This window comes from Brenneria goodwinii, assembly GCF_002291445.1.
Taxonomy (GTDB): domain Bacteria; phylum Pseudomonadota; class Gammaproteobacteria; order Enterobacterales; family Enterobacteriaceae; genus Brenneria; species Brenneria goodwinii.
This window is the reverse complement of the sequence record NZ_CP014137.1, coordinates 472,159-495,341: the sequence shown is the minus strand read 5'-3', so window position 1 is coordinate 495,341 and position 23,183 is coordinate 472,159. Positions and strand designations below refer to the sequence as shown.

General features: G+C 53.1%; 25 protein-coding genes. 3 read left to right on the top strand and 22 right to left on the bottom strand.

Translation table 11 applies throughout. The features are described 5' to 3' along the window. The first annotated feature begins 60 nt into the window (after window positions 1-60). A complete protein-coding gene (locus ACN28R_RS02245; protein ID WP_095833445.1) occupies window positions 61-690 on the top strand; it encodes a hypothetical protein in 630 nt (209 codons plus the stop codon). Between the two features lie 28 nt (window positions 691-718). Here the strand turns inward: ACN28R_RS02245 and ACN28R_RS02240 are convergent, their stop codons facing one another. The 11 genes from ACN28R_RS02240 to ndk form a co-directional block, all read right to left on the bottom strand. After that, a complete protein-coding gene (locus ACN28R_RS02240) occupies window positions 719-943 on the bottom strand; it encodes a zinc ribbon domain-containing protein (protein ID WP_095833444.1) in 225 nt (74 codons plus the stop codon). 18 nt (window positions 944-961) lie between these two features. Beyond that, complete coding sequence (locus tag ACN28R_RS02235; RefSeq protein WP_048637895.1) at window positions 962-1,921, bottom strand: AEC family transporter; 960 nt, start codon at window positions 1,919-1,921, stop codon at window positions 962-964. 73 nt (window positions 1,922-1,994) lie between these two features. Further along, complete coding sequence (der, locus tag ACN28R_RS02230) at window positions 1,995-3,488, bottom strand: ribosome biogenesis GTPase Der (protein ID WP_095833443.1); 1,494 nt, start codon at window positions 3,486-3,488, stop codon at window positions 1,995-1,997. A gap of 147 nt (window positions 3,489-3,635) precedes the next feature. Next, window positions 3,636-4,814 carry an outer membrane protein assembly factor BamB gene (bamB, locus tag ACN28R_RS02225; protein ID WP_095833442.1) on the bottom strand — a complete coding sequence of 393 codons (1,179 nt, stop codon included), beginning with the start codon at window positions 4,812-4,814 and terminating at the stop codon, window positions 3,636-3,638. A gap of 10 nt (window positions 4,815-4,824) precedes the next feature. Further along, window positions 4,825-5,445 (bottom strand): YfgM family protein, encoded by a 621-nt coding sequence (locus ACN28R_RS02220; protein ID WP_095833441.1) that lies wholly within the window; start codon window positions 5,443-5,445, stop codon window positions 4,825-4,827. A 13-nt stretch (window positions 5,446-5,458) separates the two neighbouring features. Beyond that, complete coding sequence (hisS, locus tag ACN28R_RS02215) at window positions 5,459-6,733, bottom strand: histidine--tRNA ligase (protein ID WP_048637891.1); 1,275 nt, start codon at window positions 6,731-6,733, stop codon at window positions 5,459-5,461. 137 nt (window positions 6,734-6,870) lie between these two features. After that, window positions 6,871-7,992: a flavodoxin-dependent (E)-4-hydroxy-3-methylbut-2-enyl-diphosphate synthase gene (gene ispG, locus ACN28R_RS02210; RefSeq protein WP_048637890.1), complete on the bottom strand. Its 1,122-nt coding sequence runs from the start codon at window positions 7,990-7,992 to the stop codon at window positions 6,871-6,873. Window positions 7,993-8,034: 42 nt separating this feature from the next. Then, entirely contained in the window at window positions 8,035-9,021 is a 987-nt protein-coding gene (gene rodZ / locus ACN28R_RS02205) for a cytoskeleton protein RodZ (RefSeq protein WP_095833440.1), read from the bottom strand. Then, window positions 9,011-9,772 carry a type IV pilus biogenesis/stability protein PilW gene (gene pilW / locus ACN28R_RS02200; RefSeq protein ID WP_095833439.1) on the bottom strand — a complete coding sequence of 254 codons (762 nt, stop codon included), beginning with the start codon at window positions 9,770-9,772 and terminating at the stop codon, window positions 9,011-9,013. The genes rodZ and pilW overlap by 11 nt, the downstream gene beginning before the upstream one ends. 145 nt (window positions 9,773-9,917) lie before the next feature. Beyond that, on the bottom strand, window positions 9,918-11,114 hold the full coding sequence (rlmN, locus tag ACN28R_RS02195) for a dual-specificity RNA methyltransferase RlmN (RefSeq protein ID WP_048637887.1): 1,197 nt from the start codon (window positions 11,112-11,114) through the stop codon (window positions 9,918-9,920). A 252-nt stretch (window positions 11,115-11,366) separates the two neighbouring features. Continuing rightward, on the bottom strand, window positions 11,367-11,798 hold the full coding sequence (ndk, locus tag ACN28R_RS02190) for a nucleoside-diphosphate kinase (protein WP_048637886.1): 432 nt from the start codon (window positions 11,796-11,798) through the stop codon (window positions 11,367-11,369). A gap of 360 nt (window positions 11,799-12,158) precedes the next feature. On the opposite strand from ndk, the gene sseA reads away from it, so the two are divergent. After that, window positions 12,159-13,010, top strand: a complete 852-nt coding sequence (sseA, locus tag ACN28R_RS02185; protein ID WP_095833438.1) for a 3-mercaptopyruvate sulfurtransferase — start codon at window positions 12,159-12,161, stop codon at window positions 13,008-13,010. Between the two features lie 178 nt (window positions 13,011-13,188). Here sseA and sseB read toward each other — a convergent pair whose 3' ends face one another. The 11 genes from sseB to trmJ all read right to left on the bottom strand — a co-directional run bounded on the left by sseB (window position 13,189) and on the right by trmJ (window position 22,185). Beyond that, window positions 13,189-13,986 carry an enhanced serine sensitivity protein SseB gene (gene sseB / locus ACN28R_RS02180; RefSeq protein ID WP_095833437.1) on the bottom strand — a complete coding sequence of 266 codons (798 nt, stop codon included), beginning with the start codon at window positions 13,984-13,986 and terminating at the stop codon, window positions 13,189-13,191. Between the two features lie 86 nt (window positions 13,987-14,072). Beyond that, window positions 14,073-15,368 carry an aminopeptidase PepB gene (gene pepB / locus ACN28R_RS02175; RefSeq protein WP_095833436.1) on the bottom strand — a complete coding sequence of 432 codons (1,296 nt, stop codon included), beginning with the start codon at window positions 15,366-15,368 and terminating at the stop codon, window positions 14,073-14,075. 210 nt (window positions 15,369-15,578) lie between these two features. After that, on the bottom strand, window positions 15,579-15,779 hold the full coding sequence (iscX, locus tag ACN28R_RS02170; protein WP_048637882.1) for a Fe-S cluster assembly protein IscX: 201 nt from the start codon (window positions 15,777-15,779) through the stop codon (window positions 15,579-15,581). A 15-nt stretch (window positions 15,780-15,794) separates the two neighbouring features. Next, window positions 15,795-16,130 carry an ISC system 2Fe-2S type ferredoxin gene (fdx, locus tag ACN28R_RS02165; RefSeq protein WP_048637881.1) on the bottom strand — a complete coding sequence of 112 codons (336 nt, stop codon included), beginning with the start codon at window positions 16,128-16,130 and terminating at the stop codon, window positions 15,795-15,797. Window positions 16,131-16,132: 2 nt separating this feature from the next. After that, window positions 16,133-17,983, bottom strand: coding sequence for a Fe-S protein assembly chaperone HscA (hscA, locus tag ACN28R_RS02160; protein ID WP_095833435.1), 1,851 nt, complete (start codon window positions 17,981-17,983; stop codon window positions 16,133-16,135). Window positions 17,984-18,062: 79 nt separating this feature from the next. Next, on the bottom strand, window positions 18,063-18,581 hold the full coding sequence (hscB, locus tag ACN28R_RS02155) for a co-chaperone HscB (protein WP_048637879.1): 519 nt from the start codon (window positions 18,579-18,581) through the stop codon (window positions 18,063-18,065). 103 nt (window positions 18,582-18,684) lie between these two features. Then, window positions 18,685-19,008 (bottom strand): iron-sulfur cluster assembly protein IscA, encoded by a 324-nt coding sequence (iscA, locus tag ACN28R_RS02150; protein ID WP_048637878.1) that lies wholly within the window; start codon window positions 19,006-19,008, stop codon window positions 18,685-18,687. A gap of 17 nt (window positions 19,009-19,025) precedes the next feature. Then, window positions 19,026-19,412: a Fe-S cluster assembly scaffold IscU gene (iscU, locus tag ACN28R_RS02145; protein WP_048637877.1), complete on the bottom strand. Its 387-nt coding sequence runs from the start codon at window positions 19,410-19,412 to the stop codon at window positions 19,026-19,028. 24 nt (window positions 19,413-19,436) lie between these two features. After that, entirely contained in the window at window positions 19,437-20,651 is a 1,215-nt protein-coding gene (gene iscS / locus ACN28R_RS02140; protein WP_095833434.1) for a cysteine desulfurase, read from the bottom strand. Between the two features lie 182 nt (window positions 20,652-20,833). Continuing rightward, entirely contained in the window at window positions 20,834-21,328 is a 495-nt protein-coding gene (iscR, locus tag ACN28R_RS02135; RefSeq protein WP_048637875.1) for a Fe-S cluster assembly transcriptional regulator IscR, read from the bottom strand. A 134-nt stretch (window positions 21,329-21,462) separates the two neighbouring features. Beyond that, window positions 21,463-22,185, bottom strand: a complete 723-nt coding sequence (gene trmJ, locus ACN28R_RS02130; RefSeq protein ID WP_048637874.1) for a tRNA (cytosine(32)/uridine(32)-2'-O)-methyltransferase TrmJ — start codon at window positions 22,183-22,185, stop codon at window positions 21,463-21,465. Window positions 22,186-22,304: 119 nt separating this feature from the next. On the opposite strand from trmJ, the gene suhB reads away from it, so the two are divergent. Next, a complete protein-coding gene (suhB, locus tag ACN28R_RS02125; RefSeq protein ID WP_048637873.1) occupies window positions 22,305-23,108 on the top strand; it encodes an inositol-1-monophosphatase in 804 nt (267 codons plus the stop codon). The last annotated feature ends 75 nt before the right edge of the window (window positions 23,109-23,183 follow it).

Genomic DNA, 23,183 nt, shown 5'->3' with positions numbered 1-23,183 from the left:
TCTGTTAAAAAGCACTAATTATGCGGTTAGCGTCATTCAATCCATTCCGGTATTAAAATAATGAAGATAAAACTAGGAAAGAATTTTAATGAATTAATCAGTCACGGCAGGGATATTGAAAAGGAAATTAGAGATAAGAATCCTGCTCTCTACAGACGCTCAGGAAAAAAATTAGAAAATTTTTTCCTTGAAGAAAAAAATGCGCTTCCGCCAGTAACACCGTTAACAGTAGTACTGTCCGTTTTTTTATTACTTCCTGTTGCAGTAATAAATACAACAATGCTATCAGATCTATTTGTTAGTGATAAAAACAATCATGGACTTCATTTCGGCTTCACTTTTGTCACACTCATTTTTTATTATATAACACCTCTTATTATGATCACGCATTACATTCCACGAGGTCACAATATTGGATTGGTAACATTAGAGAAACTTTACATTACATCTTTATTTCTGGGTGTTGCAAGCTGCATCTATAACATTAACATTTATATTCATAAAGGGTTAATCTCACACATTATCATTCCTATTATTATTATATTTTTACTATATACCGCTTTCAAGCTGATGAATTCACCATCATTTTATCTTTTCGTCTATTTTTGTCGAAGTAAAAGGATTGCTAAAATAACCTATCAATGGAGGGAAAGCAGAAAAAAAGCCTCGAAAGATAAAAGCACATATTGAAGCAATGCATGACTATTCATTTCTCCGCCTATCGTTTGTGCAACGAAAATACCACGCGTTTCTTTGAAATCAATCCGTGCCCGCGCTGACAAAAATAATCTACGGCACCGCAGGCTTTTAACTCCTGCAGCGGTTGCTGACATTCAGGACATCGCGCTTCGCGCAGATAGTCCTGCTGACAGTTCGGGCAATAGAAACGATTATCATTTTTCCAGTTCATTGCACCATGACAGCGCGGGCAGACGACTTCCACTTTTCCTCCTGCGATTAGCTAAATCACGTCAAGCGAACGTAGGAAATAGACGCCCAGCGCGATCACAAAGAACGAACCGGCGGTGGTTAAGCCAATAATATTGGCCGCCAGCGTCGGGTTACCGCCCATAGCCCGGGTCATGGCATAGCTGCCTGCGGCCGTAGGCGTGGCGGAAAACAAAAAAATCACCCCAAGCGTGACGCCTCGGAAACCCACCAGCCAGCCGCCCAGCGTCAGAATGCCCGGCACGACCAGCAATTTAGCCAATGAAGAGAGCGCAGCCACGTTGGATGAACGAAAAATCATGCGCCAGTCGAGACTGACGCCGGCGCACAACAGCGCCAACGGCAGCGACAACGCGGCAATGAAGCTCCCGGTCTGTTGAATCACCGGGGGGACGGGCCAACCGCTTTTCGAATAACACAATCCCGCCAGCAAGCTGATAATCAATGGGTTCGTGACGATACTCTTCAGCAACGCGAGAGTGCCGATCCCGCGCCCGTCAGTTGTCCGCTTTAAACTGCGCGTCAGCGTAATAACCGACAGCACATTAAACATAATCACGGTGACCAACAGATACATGGAGCCAACAGCGACGCCTTCGTTGCCATAGGCGCTCATGGCGAATGCCAGCCCCATGATGCCGGTATTGGAACGAAACCCGCCCTGCACGAAAATACCGCGCTCGGTCGGCTCTTTGACGACATAAACAGCCGCGAACTCCAACAATAAATAGGTCAGCAGCGTACCGATAACGCCATAAATCACCAGCGGCAGCTGTTCCATAATCGACTGATGATTGGCGGCGACGCTGAAAAACAGCAGACAAGGTAGCGAGACATTAAAAACCAAGCGCATCGCCGAGTCGCAAAAATCGTCATTCAGTATTTTCAGTTTACGCAGCCCAACCCCGAGCAAAAGCATCAGTAGGTTAGGCACCGTAACGTTAAATGCAAAACTCCAGTTTTCCCAAGACATAGGTTCCCTTGTGACTCAGCAATGCCGGGGCGTACCGCCTACCCTGCCCCGCGCGAGTTCATCCTCGTGTGAGTTATTTGCTCTTTTTAATATGCTTCATCAGACGCTTACGCTTGCGTAACTGATTGGGCGTCAAAGTATTACGTTTATCGGCGAAGGGATTTTCTCCCTCTTTGAACTGAATGCGGATTGGCGTTCCCATGACCTGTAACGAACGGCGATAGTAGTTCATCAGATAGCGTTTATAAGAGTCAGGCAGATCTTTCACCTGATTACCGTGGATCACCACAATCGGTGGATTGTAACCGCCCGCATGCGCATATTTCAGCTTCACCCGTCGGCCGCGAACCAGCGGCGGCTGATGGTCATCGGCAGCCATTTGCATGATACGGGTCAGCATGGAGGTTCCCACCCGGCGAGTCGCGCAGGTATAGGCTTCAAGCACCGATTCGAACAGGTTGCCCACGCCGCTGCCATGCAGTGCGGAGATAAAATGAACGCGGGCGAAATCGATAAAACCGAGACGTAAATCCAGCGTTTCCTTAACCTGATCGCGCACCTCCTGCGACAAACCATCCCACTTGTTGACCACAATCACCAGTGAGCGCCCACTATTGAGGATAAAGCCCAACAGAGAGAGATCCTGATCGGAGATCCCTTCCCGGGCATCAATGACCAGCATCACAACGTTGGCGTTTTCAATCGCCTGTAGCGTTTTAATCACAGAGAACTTTTCAACGGTATCGGTTACCTTGCCGCGTTTACGCACCCCGGCGGTATCGATCAGCACGTACTCACGTTCATCTCGCACCATTGGGATATAAATACTGTCGCGCGTGGTGCCCGGCATATCGTAAACCACCACGCGTTCTTCACCCAGAATACGGTTGGTCAGTGTGGACTTACCCACGTTGGGACGGCCGACAATCGCCAGTTTGATCGGCAGCGTCTCCGGATCGAAATCATCCTCTTCAGCTTCAGCGTCATCCGCCGCTTGTTCATCCGCAAGCTGTTCCGCCCAGTAGGCGGCATTCTCTTCTTCTTCCGTCAGCTCAACGGGCTCCGATTCATCTTCCTCGGCAAACGGCAGTAAAACTTTTTCCAGCAAAGACGTTACGCCGCGCCCGTGAGAAGCGGCTATCGGATAAATTTCCCCCAGTCCCAGGGAGTAGAAATCGCCGATGACGGTATCAGGATCGATACCATCCGTTTTATTGGCCACCAGAAACGTGGCTTTCTGCCGGCTACGCAAATGTTGGGCGATACTCTGATCGGCAGGCATCAGCCCGGCACGGGCATCCACCATAAACAACACGATATCGGCTTCTTCAATCGCCACCAGAGATTGACCGGCCATGCGTGTTTCCACACCGTCTTCGGTGCCTTCAATCCCGCCGGTATCGATGATGATAAATTCATGGCCTTCCACTTCCGCACGGCCATACTTGCGGTCACGTGTCAGCCCAGGGAAGTCCGCCACCAAAGCATCACGCGTACGCGTTAGACGGTTAAACAGTGTGGATTTCCCCACATTCGGACGTCCGACCAGCGCGACGACAGGTATCATTGTTACAACCTCATTACTTATGTTTCAATACGTTACAGCAAGATCCTTGCTGACGATAAAAAGACGAAACGGCTCCTGATGCTGTCAGGAGCCGTTGGGGGATCAGAATCTGCCAAACGGCAGGCGATCCAAACGTTCTGCTTTTAACTAACGGGTAAATGCGTAAACTTCACCGTTTTTCGCCTGGATGAGCAGCTTATCGCTGGCAATCACCGGCTTGCTCAGAAAACCGGAGCTATCCACTTTCTGCTGAGCAACAAAACGACCATCCGCCGTATTCAACCAGTGCAAATACCCTTCAGCGTCACCCACCACCAGATAACCATTATACAGCACCGGCGCCGTCAGGTTACGGTGCAGCAGATCGCTCTGGCGCCACAGGTTCACACCGCCATTGGTATTCAATGCCACGACACGGTCATTCTGATCAACCAGATAGATACGATCGCCATCAACGATGAAATCGTGCACCGAACCCAGTTCCCGTTTCCACAGGATCTGACCGGAACGAAGATCCAGCGCGGTCATGTTGCCGTTATAGCCCAGGGCATAAACCAGCTCGCCCGCGACAACCGGCGTGGTATCAACATCGTTCAGGCGATCGATTTCCGTCGCCCCGCTCGGCTGCGAAATACGCTGTTGCCAGATTAACTGCCCTTGATTAATCAGCACGGCATTGACACGCCCATTGTCGCCGCCGACGATAGCCGCGCCGTATGCAGTGACCGGCGCAGATTCGCCGCGCAGCGACAGCGTCGGCATATCCAGGTTAACCGTCCATTTAATTGCGCCGTCGGTTTCATCCAACGCCTGCAACATGCCGTTGCTGGTATGAATCAGCACCACACCGTCGCTGCTCACCGGACGTGAAAGCACCTCACCAGCCACGTTGGTCTGCCATACCGGCGTACCATCTTCAGCGTTCAGCGCAAACACACGGGCTTTTTCACTGCCGATATAAATATGATTTCCGGCTACCGCTACGCCGCCGGACAATAAAGCAGGCGTCCGCGAGAAAAATCCGGCTTTTTCAGACAGGTCTGTATGCCAAATTTCCGTACCGTTGTTGAGATCCAGCGCTTTTACTGTTCCTTTGCGATCGGCGGCAAATACGCGGTTATCCTGCCAGGCCGGCTGCAGATTAGAGTAAAATGAGCCAACGCCGCTACCTACGGAACGGCTCCACACCTTGGTCGGCGTGAACTGATTTTCCACCGTCGGCAGTGGAGACATGGTGACGACATCTTCCTCGCTGTTAAACAGCGAACATCCGCTCAGCAGGGCAACAGAAACCAGTCCTACCAGAAGTGTTTTACGCAATTGCATGGAATTCCTCTTAGCTGGACAGGTTGTTCAGTTTCATACGCAGGAATGCTTGCAGCGCCTGCGGTGGATTAGCGTCCAGACCTTTGTTATAAGCCTCACGCGCAGCCTGGTTATCCCCTTTGCTAACCAGAGCGTCGCCACGAACTTCCGCGGCCAGAGCCACCCAACCATCTAGCTTGATGGCATCCAGCGTCTTCAGCGCGTCATCCACTTTGTTCTCCTGCAGTTGAACTCGCGCCAAACGTAAGTTCACCAGAGAGAGCAGATCGGCATCTTTGGTTTGGGATTGAGCCTGCACCAGCTGTTGTTCCGCTTTGGCAAAATCCTTTTGATCCACATAGTGACGGGCCAGCTCCAGCGATGCCAGCACACCATAGCTATTTTTATTCTCAGCGGAAAATTTCTCCGCCGATGCGACGTCTTCAGTTTTACCTTCCGCCAGGCGATCGCTGATTTGCTGATATAACGCAGATGACTGCATCGCGCTGTTGCTCTGGTGATTCAGCCAGAAACGCCAACCGATCAGCGCGCCGACACCAAGCACAACACCCACAGCCAACGCTTTTCCATTTTCTATGAAGAAGCGACGTAACGCATCAACCTGCTCATTCTCTGTGCTATAGACTTCCACGGTGTCTCTCTCCTCAATCCAGTAACGTTGCTAGTCGTGCCGCAACGTCAGCCTGTGCCAATGTATCCTGTTCGCCATTACTCAGGTTTTTTATCACCACCTGACCTGCGGCGACTTCGTTTTCACCGAGTACCAGCGCGATGCGCGCGCCCCATTTATCGGCCCGGGCAAATTGCTTTTTAAAATTGCCGCCGCCATAGTTGGTCATCAGTTTCAATTGCGGCAACGCATCACGTAATGTCTCAGCCAGCTTCATTGCGGCAATCTGCGTGCCGTCTCCCGACGAAATCAGATAAACGTCAACCACGGGAAGTGCTTTAAACTCCGGATTGATGGACTGCACCAGCAGAACCAAACGCTCCAGGCCCATCGCAAACCCCACGGACGGCGTAGCATGTCCGCCCAGTTGTTCAACCATACCGTCATAACGGCCGCCGGCGCAGACCGTACCCTGCGCGCCCAAACTGTTGGTCACCCACTCAAAAACGGTGCGGTTGTAATAATCCAAGCCGCGAACCAAACGCGGATTAACGGTATATGGGATACCTGCCTGCGTTAAAAGTTCACACAATGATTCAAAGTGGATGCGAGACTCATCGTCAAGATAATCGGTCAGAACCGGCGCGTCATTCAGCAGCGTCTGCACCTGGGCGTTTTTAGAGTCCAGCACCCGCAGCGGATTGGTATACATGCGACGCCGACAATCTTCATCAAGCTGATCTTTATGTTGCTCAAGGAACGCAATCAATGCTTCACGATAGATGGCGCGCGCTTCCAGCGAACCAATCGAATTCAGTTCCAGGTTAACATGCTGCGAAATACCCAGCACCCGCCACCAGCGAGCCGTTAGCAGGATCAGCTCGGCGTCAATATCCGGCCCCTGCAAGCCAAAGACTTCACAGCCCATTTGATGAAACTGGCGATAGCGCCCCTTCTGCGGACGTTCATGGCGAAACATCGGCCCGCAATACCACAGACGCTGTTCCTGGTTGTAGAGAATGCCGTGTTCAATACCGGCGCGAACACAACTCGCCGTATTCTCAGGGCGCAGCGTCAGGCTGTCGCCGTTGCGGTCTTCAAAGGTATACATCTCTTTTTCGACCACATCGGTCACTTCACCGATGGCGCGTTTAAACAATGAGGTCTGCTCAACGATAGGGGTACGGATTTCACTGTAGCCGTAACTGCTAAGCACCTGTTTCAGGCTGTTTTCAATACGCTGCCACAACGCCGTATCGGCTGGCAGGTAATCGTTCATACCGCGGATGGCTTGAATATTTTTTGCCACGTCTGTTCTCTATGCATTTTTCAAAAAATAAACCCGATTATAGGGGGATTGGCACTGCATCTTCAATGCGAAGGCTCCCCATCGGGTTCAAGAATCGTCTTTCTGCGGATGTCGGCTCCAGGCCAGCGCCGGTACGGTTATTTATCAATCAGATTTACCGTAATGCGTTGGCTTTCATCCATCATGGAAGCCTTAGCACGAATTTTGGCTTCCAGTTGGTCGATCATCTGCTCATTATCGAAACGTTCACGCTGACGAACGCCATCTTCATAAAAACCGCTCTTATTGTGTCCGCCGGTCACGCCGATAGTGGAAACCAATGCCTCGCCCGGTCCGTTAACCACGCAGCCAATAATCGATACATCCATTGGCGTGATAATGTCTTCCAGACGCTGTTCCAACGCATTCACGGTGCCGATGACATCAAACTCCTGCCGTGAGCAAGTCGGACAAGCGATAAAATTGATGCCGCGCGAGCGAATACGCAACGACTTCAGAATATCAAAGCCGACTTTCACTTCTTCTATCGGATTGGCGGCAAGAGAAATACGCAGGGTATCGCCGATCCCTTCGGACAACAGCATACCAAGGCCAATAGCCGATTTAACCGCCCCGCTGCGCGCGCCGCCGGCTTCGGTAATCCCCAGATGCAACGGCTGATCGATACGCGCGGCCAACAGCCGGTAAGACTGCACGGCCAGAAAAACATCGGATGCTTTTACGCTGACCTTAAACTGATCGAAATTGAGACGGTCGAGAATATCGACATGGCGCATGGCGGACTCCAGCAGCGCCTCCGGCGTTGGCTCGCCATACTTTTCCTGCAAGTCCTTTTCCAACGACCCGCCGTTAACGCCGATTCGTATCGGAATATTTTTATCACGCGCGCAATCGACAACGGCGCGGATGCGTTCTTCATTCCCGATGTTACCTGGGTTGATACGCAGACAATCGACGCCGTATTCCGCCACTTTCAACGCAATGCGGTAGTCAAAATGGATATCGGCCACCAGCGGAACATCGACCTGCTGTTTAATAAGCTTGAACGCTTCCGCCGCATCCATGGTTGGAACGGAAACACGCACAATATCAACACCGACGCGTTCCAGTGATTTGATTTGATTAACCGTCGCTTCAACATCAGTGGTCCGGGTATTGGTCATGGACTGCACCGCAATCGGCGCGCCATCACCAACAGGCACCTTACCGACGTAAATCCGTTTTGATTTCCGACGGGTGATGGGTGCTGCGTTATGCATTACTTCTTCTCCAAAATTGCAACATCACAGGTAGCGATTGGGTTATTCCGCCGCCAACGTCAGACGTGCAACCTGATTGCTTCTTACAAACCGGCTTAAATCAACCGGCTTACCTTGAAATTGAATCTGTACCGCGGCAGGCGCGCCAATTTTCAGACTGTAAGGAGCCTGACCGCTCAAATTCAGAGAGCCGCCGTTATGTTGCAGCCCGCTGAACAGTTTTTTGCCGCTGGCATCCGTCACTTCCAGCCAGCAATCGGCATTAAAGCGCATCACCAGCGCTTGCGATTCGGCAATCGGAGACTGCTCGGCAGGGGTAGCCGGCACCATCGCGCTCTGGCTCATATCGCCCGTCGCCGGCTGTGCGGGTATGGAGGGTGCGGGCGTGGAGGGTGCGGATGCCGCAGGCGCTGCGGACGAAGAAGGCGCGGATGCAGCAAGTTCAGGCGCTGAATTTTCCGTGTTCAACGGCACATCCGTCGGCGCGGCAGGCGCAACGTCGGCAGGGGCCGGATCCGCCGATTCCGTATTATCCATCAACGGCACCTCTTGCCCCTCGCTCGAAGCCTGCATCGAGGTGGCATGATCGACCATGCTGTTGATTTCCTGCTGCTGCGCCTGATGATTTTGCCACCACCATGCGCCGGTTAACCCCAGAACGATGATGACCACCAGCCAGGTGAAAGTCATTAACCAGCCATCGCGTTTCTTGCGGCTTTTCCCCAGGGAAAAGCTCTGCATAGGCGCAACGTTGTAGGCTTTGGGAACCACATGCTTGTCCAGTATGGGTAACAATTCGTCTTCCGGCACATGAACCAGCTTCGCATAAGAACGGATATAACCGCGTAAAAAAGTCGGCGCCAGATTAGCTGACACATTACCTTCTTCAATCTGACGAACAATCGAAAGCTTAAGACACAGGCGATCGGCAACGATCTGCTGAGTTAATCCCAGGCGTTCACGCGCCTGACGAAGACGTTCGCCGGGAATGGTTGATGCTGTATTATCTTGAGTGGCTTCAGTATTCATTAGCTAAGAATTGCTGGTACTGTTTAGATTGTGGAAAACTTCGCGCCAGCGATCTGCCATAACGATCAATGTCTCCATCATGACCCGCCAACGCGGCGAAACGAATCTGTAACCATAAACTCTCGGCACTGGCCGGGAGAATATGCTGATAAACATCCAGAAGCAATTGAGCCTGCTCGTATTTTCCGGCAGAGAACTGTTTATCCGCCTCTGTTAACAGCATGACGCCTTTCGCAGGATCATACTTCAGTGCCCGGCTTAATACGCTGCGCGCATTATCATTCTGCCCAGCTTTGAAGAAACAATATCCTGCATTCTCCAATGCATCGGCAACCTGATGGTAATCGGGGAGTTGGGCAGCCGCACTAAACTGTTGCTGCGCCGCTACATACTGCCCTAAACCACACAGAAACGCACCGTAATTATTCATCACGCTGCCGTTTTCCGGCGCCTGCTTCAACGCCAGCCGATAACGTTTTTCCGCAGCCTGATTTTCTCCTACCCGCTGCTCGTAAAGCGCCATACCCAACTGGGTACGATAATCTTGCGGCGCCGCTTCCAACGCTTTTTCAAGATTCTGACGGGCCGCGTCAAGATTATTGCGCGCCAAATACTCCAACCCCAACTGCAAGCGGGTTTGCGCCGCCGCCGGATTGCCCTTTTCACGGGGCGAATGACTGCATCCTGCCAACAATACGGCGACGAAAACCAGTAGCCGCCTATTTTTTCCCTGTCTTAACTGTCGTGTCACGCCTGACGTCCTTCCCTTGTCGTCCTAGCCACATTACCGGCGGTTATGTTACCTGAATCTGCGCAGAGTCGCAGCCGTCCATGAGTGGGGCGGCGATGATTAAGCTGGTAAAAATATTATCGCTTTCAATACAGACTATCAGGTATCAGACCGTTTTAACCGTGATAGGTTCACCCGCCATCTTTTTCTTCAGCGTACGTTTGGTTCTGTCCACCACCTCACCGGCAAGTTGACCGCAGGCGGCGTCAATATCGTCGCCGCGCGTTTTACGCACGATCGTGGTAAAACCATATTCCATAAGCACTTTGGAGAAACGATCGACACGGCTATTGGAGCTGCGTCCATAAGGCGCGCCGGGAAACGGGTTCCAGGGGATCAGGTTAATCTTGCACGGCGTGTCTTTCAAACATTCAGCCAACTGGTGGGCGTGCTCCGTACCATCGTTAATATGGTCCAGCATCACGTACTCCACCGTTACACGACCTTGATTGGCATTGGATTTCTCCAGATAACGCCGCACCGCGCCCAGGAACGTTTCAATATTATATTTCTTATTAAGCGGCATGATTTCATTGCGGATTTCATCATTTGGCGCATGCAGGGAGATAGCCAGAGCCACATCGATCATATCGCCCAGCTTATCCAGCGCGGGCACCACGCCGGACGTCGACAGCGTGACGCGACGTTTCGACAGCCCGAAGCCGAAGTCATCCAGCATGATTTCCATCGCGGGCACCACGTTGGTCAAATTGAGCAGAGGTTCGCCCATGCCCATCATCACCACGTTGGTAATCGGACGTTGGCCGGTGACTTTATACGCGCCGATAATTTTCGCCGCGCGCCACACCTGACCGATAATTTCAGACACGCGCAGGTTACGGTTAAACCCTTGCTGCGCGGTTGAACAAAATTTGCATTCCAGCGCGCAGCCGACTTGTGAAGATACGCACAGCGTCGCTCTGTCTTCTTCCGGGATATAGACGGTTTCCACGCGCTGGCCGCCAACCAGAATCGCCCATTTGATGGTGCCATCGGAAGAGCGCTGTTCATCCACCACTTGCGGCGCGCGAATCTCGGCGACCTGCTGTAATTTGCTGCGAAATACTTTGTTAATATCCGTCATCTGAGAGAAGTCATCACAGCAATAGTGATAGATCCACTTCATCACCTGATCGGCGCGGAAGGGTTTCTCTCCCAATGAAGTGAAAAATTCCCGCATTTGCGAACGATTAAGATCCAGCAGGTTGACTTTTTCTCCCCCGGTTTTGGCGGATTGGGGAGTCGCGGCGGACGCCGGTGAAAATTCGGATACGGTTTGTTCAGACACGATTTGTTCAGACATAGGAACTCTTGGCCTCGTTGTTACACGTTATGGCGCGATAAGAAATAGTATACCCAATAGATTTCATGCTGCAGGGTATAAAGAAACGCCCCGGACAAGCGCAGGCTCACCGGGGCGCCGCATTGTACAAAGTTTAAAACAGCTAAGCTACTCCCGCCGCATTTTTTATGATGGGCTTCCTGCCCATCACCCTTCGGGCCGTCGCAAGCGACGTTTAAAATCGCTCCCGGCGATTTTTTATGATGGGCGGGATTAGCTATTGCGCGGGCAGATTTCGTCAGCGCTGAAGAAATACGCGATTTCGCGTTGCGCGGATTCAGTGGAATCCGAACCGTGTACCGCATTTTCCGTCAGGCTATCGGCATAGTCGGCTCGCAGCGTACCCGCCAACGCGTTAGCCGGATTCGTTGCGCCCATGATGTCGCGGTTACGTTGAACCGCGTTTTCGCCTTCCAGCACCTGCACCATGACCGGACCCGAAATCATGAACGATATCAGTCCGTCAAAAAACGGCTTGCCCTGATGCTCGGCATAAAAGCCTTCAGCCTGTTCGCGGGTCAAATGCAGCATTTTGGCTGCCACAATTTTAAAGCCCGCGCTTTCAAAACGCGCATAAATCGCACCGATGGCGTTCTTTGCCACCGCATTCGGTTTCACGATGGAAAAGGTACGTTCTATCGTCATATTAACCTCATTCAATAACTGTCAGATGGCGGCCGGATTGAAAGATTAATAATTCTGGCCAATAAAAGTGGCGCAGATTATAGGGTGGCAGGAACCGCTTGCCTACCAGAGAAATAACAATTTATTAAAAAAATATTATCTTATCGCCTACCTAACCGTACCGTGTCGCCCCGGCAACACGCCAACGCCACGGTTGAAGAAATGATCGCGGCTAACCGCGCGCGCAGGCCGCAGTTAAAACAAGCATATAAGCGCGGAGCCGTCCGGTAAGTCCACACTTGTCGGGACAGGTGAAATCGCTGACAATGCCCCTATCATTTCACACTGGGGATGATTCATCATCCCCTGCGCGGGGGCTTTATGTCAGCATCTTCTTCCGAATTGTTTGTTTCTGCCGCCTGGCTAGCCGAACACCTTGACGATAGCAATATCACACTCATTGATGCCCGCATGTTGCCGCCGGGCGAAACCACTCGCGACATTCATGCCGAATACCGCGCCGGACATTTACCGGGAGCGGTCTTTTTTGATATTGAAACCTTATCCGATCATCGTACCGATCTGCCTCATATGATGCCCGCCGGCGAAGACTTTTCCCTCGCGATGGGCAAACTCGGCATCAGCGATCGGCAACATATCGTCATTTATGATGAGGGCAACCTGTTTTCCGCCCCTCGCGCCTGGTGGATGCTGCATATTTGCGGCGTTAAGCGGATTTCGATTCTGAGCGGCGGGTTGGCCGGCTGGAAAAATCAACGCCTGCCGCTGGAGCAGGGAAACGTTGAACGCTCACCGCAGACTTTCACTGCCCGGCTGGATACGTCGGTCATCCGCCAGCGTGACGACGTGTTGGCGATAATCGGCAACGCCTCCGCGCAAATTATCGACGCCCGCCCGGCGGCCCGTTTCAACGGGGAAGTCGACGAACCGCGTCCGGGCCTGCACCGCGGTCATATTCCGGGCAGCCTTAACGTTCCCTGGAGCGATTTGGTCGCCGACGGCGCGCTGAAACCCAACGACGAGCTGGAGGCCATCTTGCGCAGCCATGGCGTGGATCTAAACCGGCCTGCCGTCGCCAGCTGCGGTTCCGGCGTTACCGCCGCCGTGGTCGTTCTGGCATTGACGCTGCTGAACGTGCGGAATGTCACGCTGTATGATGGCTCATGGAGCGAATGGGGCAGCCGGGACGATCTTCCTATTACGCTGGATTAAACCCAGGTGGGAAGAATAACGCTCCGCGAACTGGCGCAGCAAATGATGAGTCGATCGCGGCCATTGATGCGGCGGAAGGGAAGGTGATCGGTTCGTTTGCATCCGATCTGATTATACCGTTCTATTATCATCACTGGCCACCGCGGTGGATCGATAACCCATCGCGGCGGCGTTCTTCTCAGGCGCTTCCCGTGCCTTTAAAATCACGTAGAAAGCTGCCCCACTTACGCTCATAGAAAGGCGTGGTATGTTTTATCATATAATGGCTAACGCCTGGCTCGCCTTCCTTCACCAGACATAAATCGATAGGACGCTCATCCGCTACGGTATCGCTGGCGACGCTGCCGGCGGCGCGAATAACCTCATCCACATCATCGGTATCGACATCCAGGCCGATTAATAAATGCGGTTCCTGTTCGCCGGCTTCGTGAATCTGGGCCAGAAACGCCCGGCGGACATTGCGGTATTTGGTAAATAGCTGCGTCAGCGAATCGATCATCTGTACCGGCATCTCGGCTGGCTGGCCAAGCAATACTTCGGTCTCTTCTTCGACCACCCGCTGCTGCACAAACCCATGGCCTTCGCCGGAAAGCATATGTTCCACTTCCTGCGGCAGGAATTCTTTGCCATAGGGCAGATTCGGGTTGAGAAACAACGTAGCGCCCAGCGTCAACTCAAACAGCGAGCGCACGGGTAACGCCAGGAATGACGCTTCCTGGGTGATCGCCAGTTGTAAGGCTTCCAACGAAGAGAAAAAAGGAATGGCTGAAGAGCCATCGGCTTTTTCCCAGTGCTGAATCTGGACGTTACTCCCTGCATGCAAAACGTTGTTCTCTCCCTCAGCGAGGTCGTCAGTCTGCCCGAGTATAAATACCGTGGCATCCATCAGTTCCTTGAAAAACTCCGGTCGGTGTGCTGGCTCGGTGGCCGCCAGAACCAGAATCTCTTCCAGTTTATTTTGCGGTGAAAACTCCATATCGATCCTCAACTCATCGTTGACATTAAAAACCGGGCATCAACCCGGTTTCGTTTATCGGTACATTATGCTTGCTGACGCCTGAATTACTTGGATTTGCTCAGCAGCAGATTCGCCAGCGTCCGCACGCCCACCCCGGTTGCGCCGGTCGCCCACTGTTCTACCGCGCCCTTGCGATAGGTGGCGGAGCAGTCAATGTGCAACCAGCCCTGCTGATAATTCTTCACAAAGTGAGACAGAAACGCCGCCGCCGTGCTGGCGCCCGCACTGTGGGCCGCACCGGCTATGTTGTTTAAATCCGCGAAATTTGAAGGCAAATGGCTGCGGTGAAACTCTTCCAACGGCAAACGCCAGAACGGTTCGCTTTCCTGTCTGGCGCTTTGCTGTAAGGCATCGACCAGCTCATCGTCGAAACTAAACAAGGCGTGATAATCATTACCCAGCGCCGTTTTAGCCGCGCCGGTCAGGGTTGCGCAGTCAACGATCAGTTGCGGATTCTGTTCGGAAGCATCAATCAGGCCATCAGCCAGGACTAAACGCCCTTCCGCATCGGTATTCATGACCTCAACGCTCTTGCCGTTGCGATAGCGGATAATATCGCCCAGCTTAAACGCATTGCCGCTGACCATATTATCGGCGCAGCACAGGTACATCTTAACCCGCTGTTTCAACCCGCGGGCAATGGCCAGCGCCAGCGCGCCGGTTACCGTCGCCGCCCCGCCCATGTCCGACTTCATGGAGTCCATAAAGCTGCTGGGCTTCAGGCTGTAACCGCCGGTGTCAAAGGTAATGCCTTTCCCAACCAGACAGGCAAACACCGGCGCATCCGGGCTACCCGTAGGGTTATAATCCAGCGCCAGCAGCACCGGAGAACGGTCGGATCCACGGCCCACGGTATGAATACCGGCGTAGTTCTGTTCGCGCAGATCGTCGCCTTTGGTGATCCGATAGCTGATGGCGTCGCCTGCGACATCGCACAACAGATCGATCGCCCGGGTTGCCAGCTGTTCCGGCCCCAGATCTTCCGCCGGCAGGTTGATCGTATCGCGTACCCAATCCACGATCTTGAGGCGATCGTCCAGCTCTTTCTTGTCGGCGTCGTTCAGTTCGGCCCATTCAACCGTCTGTTTCCCTTTTGGCCCGCGGAATCCCTGCCAGAACGCCCAACTGCTTTCCAGATCCCAGCCCTCGCCGGACAATTCGACATGTTTGATGCCTTGTCCGTCTATTTTACGGGCCGCACGTTGGATAGTCGCTAACGGCGACGTCCCGTTCAGATGGATAGTAAACCCCTGATCGTTCGCGCTTAACGGCGCTTTCTCTCCCCAGCGCGCATCAGCGGGTTGGTTGGAGAGTGATACCAGCATAGCTTCGCTTGTCATAATTCTGCTCCAGATTGTTCTTTATACCCTTCATCTTTCAAGTTGCGGGTGCGTTGGCTGCCCTCATTCACCCCAGTCACTTAGTTATCTAAGCTCCTGGGGATTCACTCGCTTGCCGCCTTCCTGCAACTCGAAATCTATTGGGTATAGACTACCTTTGCGCCATCGCACAAAAATAACGGGCCGCCGTCAGGCAGCCCGCATGGTCAATTAATCCGCTTCATCTAACCAAACCAGCAGGATCGCTTCCAGAATTTTTTCATTGGATGCCTCGGGAAGATCGTCAAACTCCTCCAGCTCGCAAATCCATTGGTGCATATCGGTAAAGCGGACGGTTTTCGGATCGACATCAGGATATTGATCGTAAAGCGCTTCGCCAATTGCGCGACTGTCCGTCCATTTCAATCCCATAGCCACTCCTGTCTGTTAGTGTTCACGAGCATGATTAATAGTGTAGCGGGGGATTTCAACCACCAAATCTTCATCCGCCACACGCGCCTGACAACCTAACCGGCTTTCAGGCTCAAGCCCCCAGGCTTTATCCAGCATGTCATCTTCGTCTTCCGTGCTTTCCGCTAAAGAATCAAAGCCTTCTCGGACAATACAATGACAGGTGGTGCAAGCGCAGGATTTCTCACAGGCATGCTCAATTTCAACTCCGTTACGCAGGGCCACATCCAAAATAGTTTCCCCGCGTTCTGCTTCCAAAACCACCCCTTCAGGACACAAATCCTGATGAGGCAGAAAGACAATCTTAGGCATGTTTAAACCTCGTCCACAGAGTGCCCCGCCAATGCGCGCCGAATAGACGAATCCATGCGACGAGCGGCAAACCCCTGGGTTTGTTGATCGACTATTTTTATTGCGGCTTCAATCGCCTGCGCATCCGTTCCGGACATCGTCTGCCGTAAATGTTCAGATGCCGAAACGATAGCGGCTTTTTCATCATCGGCCAGCAAATCGGCATCGGCGGCCAACGCGCCGCGGAGGCTCTCCAACACCCTGACCGCCTCAACTTTTTGCTCGGCCAGCATCCGGGCGCCCACATCCCCTTGCGCGTTCAGCATGGAGTTCTTAATCATGGCGGCGATTTCCGTATCATTCAGGCCATAAGACGGTTTGACCTGAATAGAGGCTTCCACGCCCGTCGATTTCTCCATGGCCGTCACGCTCAACAGTCCATCGGCATCGACCTGAAAGGTAACGCGAATATGCGCGCCACCGGCGGGCAACGGCGGTAAACCACGCAAAGTAAAACGCCCAAGCGAGCGACAATCCTGAACCAGTTCTCGTTCACCCTGTAAAACGTGGATCATCATCCCGCTCTGGCCGTCTTTGAAAGTGGTGAATTCCTGCGCCCTGGCGACCGGGATGGTGGTGTTTCTCGGTATGATCTTCTCCACCAGACCGCCCATCGTCTCCAGACCCAGCGACAGCGGAATGACATCCAGCAGCAGCATTTCGCTATCCGGCTTGTTACCCACTAGAATATCGGCCTGAATGGCGGCGCCAATCGCCACCACTTTATCGGGATCGATGGACGTCAACGGAGGGCGATCAAAGAATTCGCCGACCCGTTCACGAACCAGCGGCACGCGGGTTGAGCCGCCGACCATCACCACTTCCTGTACCTCATCCGGCGTAACGCCCGCATCCTTCAGGGTTCGACGACAGGACAACAGCGTACGCTTAACCAACGGGGCGATCAGCGCGTTAAACTGGGCGCGCGTAACGTCGCCTTGCCAACCCGCCACATCGACGTGCACCGATTCCGCCGAGCTTAATGCGATCTTGGCCTGAATGGCGGCTTCGCGCAGCGCATGCTGCAAATGGCGATCGTCACGGGAGGTTATCTCCGCCTGCTCGCGCAGCCATTCCACTAAAAGATTGTCGAAATCATCGCCGCCCAGCGCGGAATCGCCGCCGGTCGCCAAGACTTCAAACACGCCGCGGCTTAAACGCAGAACAGAAATATCAAAGGTTCCGCCGCCCAGATCATAAACGGCTATCACGCCTTCTTTGCCCGAATCCAATCCGTAGGCGATAGCAGCGGCGGTAGGTTCATTAAGCAGGCGCAAAACATGCAGCCCGGCTAAACGGGCGGCATCTTTCGTTCCCTGACGCTGCGCATCATCAAAATAGGCGGGAACGGTGATCACTACGCCGTCCGGCGCGCCGCCTAACGCTTTCTGCGCACGCTGAGCCAGCGCGGACAGAATATCCGCTGAAACCTGAATCGGATTCCGATTCCCCGCCGACGTTTGGATTAACGGCAGACCATTATCGCTGACCTGGTATTGATAGGGTAAATGAGGATAACGTTGCTGGATATCCGCCAAAGAACGCCCCATCATGCGTTTTACCGAACTGACGGTATTGGCGGGATCGCCGGCCGCCTTTTCGCAGGCGGCCCAGCCGACCTCATGCCCTTCGGCATGATAATAGACAATGGATGGCAGAAGGTCCCGGCCCTCGCGGTCTGTCAGCGTTTGCGCCTCACCGCTGCGCACGGCGGCGACCAGGGAATTGGTGGTGCCTAAATCAATGCCGACAGCCAGACGCCGCAGATGCGGCGCCGCGCTGAGGCCCGGCTCGCTAATTTGTAATAAGGCCATATTGAGCTTCCATCAATTGGCCGGCGGGAAAATAACGCGCCTTGCGTTAACACGACCGTCTTCCCTACCGAACTAAAACTTACCTATCCAGCAATTGTTCTTCGAGTTGTTCAACCTGCTGCTGGAGCTTGTCTAAAAAACGCAGTTTACGCACGGTATCCGCGGCATGCTGCCACGCTTGCCGATCCAGTTCGTCGCGCATTTGCCCGCTGCGTTCAACCAGCATGGCCTGCAGCCGCCCGGCGAATTCAGCCAGCGCCGCTTCGGCATCGGAACGGTGCTCAATGGCCTCCAGCTCCTCGCGTAATTCGAGCTGTTCCATCAGAAACGCGGTATCACGTAACGTATGCTGTTCGTTACTTAAATCGAAACCGTGCAAAGATAGCATATACTCCGCGCGTTTCAGCGGATGTTTCAGCGCCTGATAAGCATTATTGATCGTTGCGGCCTGCTGCAATGCCAGCATACGGTCCCTTTCCGGGCTAGCCGCGAAACGATCGGGGTGAAACTGCCGTTGCAGTTCCTGAAAACGGGAAGCAAGCAGGCTGCCATCCACATCATAGCGAATCGGCAGCCCGAACAAAGTAAAGTAATCCATAGCGTGCTCTGAGGGTTCTGGGTGACTCCGTCATTATGCCGCTATTTCTCCCGGCCACCAGCCGGAAGAAACAGGGAGAGATGATCATCACCCGGGGAAGTGGTTAAACGTTAAAACTTTCGCCGCAACCGCATTCGCTGGCAACGTTAGGGTTATTGAACTTAAAGCCTTCGTTCAGCCCTTCCTTGACGAAGTCCAGTTCGGTGCCGTCGAGATAAACCAGGCTTTTACCATCGACAATAACCTTGACGCCTTTGTCTTCGAACACCACGTCATCCGCATTCACGTCATCAACAAACTCCAGCACATACGCCATACCGGAACAGCCTGATGTCCGAACGCCAAGGCGCAGACCAATGCCTTTGCCCCGGTTAACCAAAAAGGCGTTTACTCGTTGCGCCGCGCTGTCGCTCAAAGAAATCGACATACAACAACCTCAGTAAGCTACTTGGCTTCACGTTTACTTTTATAATCCGCAATCGCGGCCTTGATGGCATCTTCCGCCAGAATAGAGCAGTGGATTTTTACCGGCGGCAGCTCAAGTTCTTCGGCAATCTGCGTATTTTTAATCGACTCGGCTTCGTTGAGCGATTTCCCCTTCACCCACTCAGTCACCAGTGAGCTGGACGCAATGGCGGAACCGCAGCCATAAGTCTTGAAGCGCGCATCTTCAATGATGCCCTCATCGTTGACTTTGATCTGCAACTTCATGACATCACCGCAGGCCGGCGCGCCAACCATACCGCTGCCGATGCTCGGATCCGCATTATCAAAAGATCCTACGTTGCGCGGATTTTCATAATGATCAATTACTTTTTCGCTGTAAGCCATAATCGTCGCCCCCTATCCTGCGAATTAATGATGCGCCCATTCGATGCTGCTGATATCCACGCCCTGCTTGAACATTTCCCACAGCGGAGAAAGCTCGCGCAGGCGGCCGATAGATTTACGCACCAGTTCAATGGTGTAGTCGATCTCTTCTTCGGTGGTAAAACGCCCGAGAGAGAAACGAATCGAACTGTGTGCCAGCTCATCATTCATACCCAGCGCACGTAATACGTAGGAGGGTTCCAGACTGGCGGAGGTGCAGGCGGAACCGGACGATACCGCCAGATCCTTCAGCGCCATGATCAGCGATTCACCTTCAACATAATTAAAGCTGACGTTAAGGATGTTGGGCGCGCCCTGTTCAAGATCGCCGTTCAGATAGACTTCTTCGATATCTTTGATGCCGTTCCACAGACGATCGCGCAATGCGCGCAAACGAGCGACATCGGTATCCATCTCTTCTTTAGCGATACGATACGCTTCGCCCATGCCGACAATCTGGTGTACCGGCAATGTGCCGGAACGCATGCCGCGTTCATGACCGCCGCCGTGCATCTGCGCTTCAATGCGAATACGGGGTTTACGGCGGACATACAGCGCGCCGATCCCTTTCGGCCCATAAATCTTATGGCCGGAGAACGACATCAGATCCACTTTTAACTGGCTCAGATCGATGGGTAGTTTGCCCACGCTCTGGGTGGCGTCGACGTGGAACACGATGCCGCGGCTACGGCACATTTCGCCGATCGTCGCAATGTCCTGCACCACGCCAATTTCATTATTCACATGCATGATGGAAACCAGAATAGTGTCATCACGCACCGCGGCTTCCAGCGTTTTCAGATCGATAATGCCGTTACGCTGCGGCGCCAGATAGGTGACTTCAAACCCTTCGCGCTCCAACTGACGGCAGGTATCCAGCACGGCTTTATGTTCCGTTTTGCTGGTGATGATGTGCTTGCCTTTCTTCTGATAGAAATTAGCGGCACCCTTGATCGCCAGGTTGTCCGACTCTGTCGCACCGGATGTAAATACAATCTCGCGCGGATCCGCGCCTACCAACTCTGCAATTTGATTACGGGCGATATCGACAGCTTCTTCCGCCTGCCAGCCAAAACGGTGGGAGCGAGAAGCCGGGTTGCCAAAAGTACCGTCCAGGGTCAAAAACTGCATCATTTTTTCAGCCACTCGCGGATCAACCGGCGTGGTGGCTGAATAGTCCAGATAAATCGGTAACTTCATTGCTCATAAACTCCGTACATCACATCAAAACGTGCAAAGCGTCTTGTTTTATAACGGGCTGTTGCGCCCGTATATTTTTTTCGAGCCAACGCGATGCGTTGTTAAAAACTTTTATGACGGGCCATCATCGCCCGTCATCATACGACGTTAAAAAACGTTCCCGGTTGTTTACTCCAGGTATTCTAAGCGCGCAGATTGACGTTAATCGTATCTTGCGGACGTCCGTTGGCGGCACGGCGCGTATCCGTTTCCTGACGATCCGCCACGTCCAACACTTCTTTGTTATTGACTAACTCATCCAACGTAATGTTGTTCAGAAAGTCGGTGATGCGATCGCTCAGATCGCGCCATAAGGTATGCGTCAGGCAGCGCTCCCCGCCCTGACAAGTTTCGCGCCCCTGACAACGCGTGGCGTCCACCGATTCGTCTACGGCGGAAATGACGGTGCCGACAGCGATCTCGCTGGCATGTTTACCCAGCAGATAGCCGCCGCCCGGACCGCGGACGCTGGCAACCAGCCCGTTTTTACGCAAGCGAGAAAATAGTTGTTCCAGGTAAGAGAGCGAAATGCCCTGGCGTTCCGAGATATCCGCCAGCGGAACCGGGCCTTCTTTGGAATGCAGCGCCACATCAAGCATGGCGGTAACGGCATAACGGCCTTTAGATGTCAGTCTCATGATAGTGGTACCTGTAGATAAAACATGTATTATTAAAACATGTATTGGCGAAACAGAATTTGAGTCTGACATTCCCGAGTATTTTAGTCAACTATTTAACCTAGCGATTCACTCAAGTATTATTCAGACGGCCGTTAGCCGTTATTTTTCTGAATCGAACTCAGGATACCGCGCAGGATATTCAACTCCTGACTTTCCGGCCGAGCCCGGGTAAACAGCCGACGCAGCTTATTCATCACCTGCCCTTGATGAGCCTGCCGAATAAAACCCGTTTGCAGCAATGTCTGCTCCAGATGCTGGTAAAAACGCTCCAGATCGTCCACCAGCGGATAAGGCGTTTCGCTATGCTCTTCCTCGCCTGCCTGCAAGCGATCCAGATGAGCGACGCGCACTTCGTACGCCAGGATCTGTACGGCCATCGCCAGATTCAGCGAGCTATACTCCGGGTTGGCGGGGATGGCAACATGATAATGGCACTTCTGTAATTCATCGTTGGTCAACCCTACGCGTTCCCGGCCAAAAACCAGGGCGACGGGCGCATGTTCCGCTTCCTGCGCGCTGCGAACGCCGCATTCGCGCGGCTCCAGCATCGGCCAGGGTAAAGTGCGTGAACGCGCGCTGGTGCCGATGACCAGGCTGCACCCCTCAAGAGCCTGATCGAGCGTTTCAACCAGGGTGGCATTGCCGATCACATCGCTGGCGCCGGCGGATAAGGCAATCGCTTGTGAATCGGGTTTGACCAGCGGATTAACCAGATAGAGCTTACTTAACCCCATGGTTTTCATCGCCCTGGCCACCGATCCCATATTGCCGGTGTGGGACGTTTCAACCAGAACAACGCGAATATTGTGTAACATGCGGACTCGATAATACGAAGAGGAAATCGGGAGATTCTAACACAAACTTAGATATTTTCATTTTCTCCTGCTATAATACGCGCCGCTTTCTGTTCTTTAACATTCTAGTGGACGATACCATGCATCCGATGCTCAATATCGCTATACGCGCTGCGCGTAAAGGCGGTAATTTAATTGCTAAGAATTACGAAACTCCTGACGCTGTAGAAGCCAGTCAAAAAGGCAGCAATGATTTTGTCACCAACGTTGACCGGGATGCTGAACGCCTGATCGTTGAAGTCATCCGCAAGTCTTATCCGCAGCACACCATCATTGGTGAAGAATGCGGCGAGTTGACGGGCGAAGATCAAGATGTGCAATGGGTAATCGATCCACTGGATGGCACCACCAATTTTATCAAACGCCTGCCGCACTTCGCGGTATCCATCGCGGTTCGCATCAAAGGCCGCACTGAAGTCGCCGTTGTTTACGACCCCATGCGTAACGAACTGTTCACCGCCACCCGCGGTCAGGGCGCGCAGTTAAACGGTTACCGTCTGCGCAGCAGCAATGCCCGCGATCTGGATGGCACGGTACTGGCTACCGGTTTCCCGTTCAAAAGCAAACAACACGCCAAAAGCTACATTAAAATCATCGAAACGCTATTTACCCAATGCGCGGATTTTCGCCGCACGGGTTCCGCCGCGCTGGATCTGGCCTATGTTGCCGCCGGCCGTGTCGACGGATTCTTTGAAATCGGCCTGAAACCCTGGGATTTCGCCGGCGGCGAACTGCTGGTTCGTGAAGCCGGCGGTGTCGTGACCGATTTCGTTGGCGGTCACAATTACCTCTCTTCCGGTAATCTGGTTGCGGGCAATCCACGCGTGGTCAAATCCATACTGGCAACCATCCGCGACGAATTAAGCGATGCGTTAAAGCGCTGATAGCTCGCCTACCGCTGAATGTTCCATGCCAGCCCCGTGCTGGCATGCTTTTTTTAGTTATTTCTGCTCCGTTTG

Excerpts from the sequence above, each read along its gene's own strand:
- ACN28R_RS02245 (WP_095833445.1), top strand. The coding sequence starts at position 61 with ATGAAGATAAAACTAGGAAAGAATTTTAATGAATTAATCAGTCACGGC.
- ACN28R_RS02235 (WP_048637895.1), bottom strand. The coding sequence starts at position 1,921 with ATGTCTTGGGAAAACTGGAGTTTTGCATTTAACGTTACGGTGCCTAAC.
- der (WP_095833443.1), bottom strand. The coding sequence starts at position 3,488 with ATGATACCTGTCGTCGCGCTGGTCGGACGTCCGAATGTGGGGAAATCC.
- bamB (WP_095833442.1), bottom strand. The coding sequence starts at position 4,814 with ATGCAATTGCGTAAAACACTTCTGGTAGGACTGGTTTCTGTTGCCCTG.
- ispG (WP_048637890.1), bottom strand. The coding sequence starts at position 7,992 with ATGCATAACGCAGCACCCATCACCCGTCGGAAATCAAAACGGATTTAC.
- rodZ (WP_095833440.1), bottom strand. The coding sequence starts at position 9,021 with ATGAATACTGAAGCCACTCAAGATAATACAGCATCAACCATTCCCGGC.
- rlmN (WP_048637887.1), bottom strand. The coding sequence starts at position 11,114 with ATGTCTGAACAAATCGTGTCTGAACAAACCGTATCCGAATTTTCACCG.
- ndk (WP_048637886.1), bottom strand. The coding sequence starts at position 11,798 with ATGACGATAGAACGTACCTTTTCCATCGTGAAACCGAATGCGGTGGCA.
- sseA (WP_095833438.1), top strand. The coding sequence starts at position 12,159 with ATGTCAGCATCTTCTTCCGAATTGTTTGTTTCTGCCGCCTGGCTAGCC.
- sseB (WP_095833437.1), bottom strand. The coding sequence starts at position 13,986 with ATGGAGTTTTCACCGCAAAATAAACTGGAAGAGATTCTGGTTCTGGCG.
- pepB (WP_095833436.1), bottom strand. The coding sequence starts at position 15,368 with ATGACAAGCGAAGCTATGCTGGTATCACTCTCCAACCAACCCGCTGAT.
- iscX (WP_048637882.1), bottom strand. The coding sequence starts at position 15,779 with ATGGGATTGAAATGGACGGACAGTCGCGCAATTGGCGAAGCGCTTTAC.
- fdx (WP_048637881.1), bottom strand. The coding sequence starts at position 16,130 with ATGCCTAAGATTGTCTTTCTGCCTCATCAGGATTTGTGTCCTGAAGGG.
- hscA (WP_095833435.1), bottom strand. The coding sequence starts at position 17,983 with ATGGCCTTATTACAAATTAGCGAGCCGGGCCTCAGCGCGGCGCCGCAT.
- hscB (WP_048637879.1), bottom strand. The coding sequence starts at position 18,581 with ATGGATTACTTTACTTTGTTCGGGCTGCCGATTCGCTATGATGTGGAT.
- iscA (WP_048637878.1), bottom strand. The coding sequence starts at position 19,008 with ATGTCGATTTCTTTGAGCGACAGCGCGGCGCAACGAGTAAACGCCTTT.
- iscU (WP_048637877.1), bottom strand. The coding sequence starts at position 19,412 with ATGGCTTACAGCGAAAAAGTAATTGATCATTATGAAAATCCGCGCAAC.
- iscS (WP_095833434.1), bottom strand. The coding sequence starts at position 20,651 with ATGAAGTTACCGATTTATCTGGACTATTCAGCCACCACGCCGGTTGAT.
- iscR (WP_048637875.1), bottom strand. The coding sequence starts at position 21,328 with ATGAGACTGACATCTAAAGGCCGTTATGCCGTTACCGCCATGCTTGAT.
- trmJ (WP_048637874.1), bottom strand. The coding sequence starts at position 22,185 with ATGTTACACAATATTCGCGTTGTTCTGGTTGAAACGTCCCACACCGGC.
- suhB (WP_048637873.1), top strand. The coding sequence starts at position 22,305 with ATGCATCCGATGCTCAATATCGCTATACGCGCTGCGCGTAAAGGCGGT.